General features: G+C 66.4%; 1 protein-coding gene. It reads left to right on the forward strand.

The window, feature by feature from the left end; translation table 11 throughout:
- Positions 1 to 440, forward strand: a 440-nt coding sequence (locus J5M71_RS28620; RefSeq protein ID WP_207839046.1) for an AMP-binding protein, incomplete at both ends; no start/stop codon positions are given.

Raw genomic sequence — 440 nt, forward strand, 5'->3', positions numbered from 1 at the left:
CCGGCGTTCTGGCAGGCGATCGTCGATTTCTTCGACATCCGCTTTCACACCCAGCCAGACGCCGTCTTGCGTGAAGGTGCAGAGATGCCCAGCGCCGAGTGGTTTCCGGGCGCGACGCTGAACTTTGCCGAACACCTGCTGCGCCGCCGCGACGATGCCGTGGCGGTGGTTGCTGTGGCGGAGAACGGCCAGCGCGAACAACTGACCTGGGCCGAACTGGCCGAACACGTCGCCGGTTTTCAGGCGAGCCTGCGCGCGGCGGGCGTTGGCCGGGGTGATCGCGTGGCGGCGTGCATGCCCAACACCTGGCAAACCCTGGTGGCGATGTTGGCCACCACCAGCCTCGGCGCGATCTGGTCCTGCTCGTCGCCGGACTTCGGCACCCACGGCGTGATCGATCGCTTTGGCCAGATCGAACCGAAATTGCTGCTCACCTGTGC

The sequence above is a fragment of the Pseudomonas sp. 43(2021) genome (assembly GCF_017490805.1).
In the GTDB taxonomy this organism is placed as follows: Bacteria; Pseudomonadota; Gammaproteobacteria; order Pseudomonadales; family Pseudomonadaceae; genus Aquipseudomonas.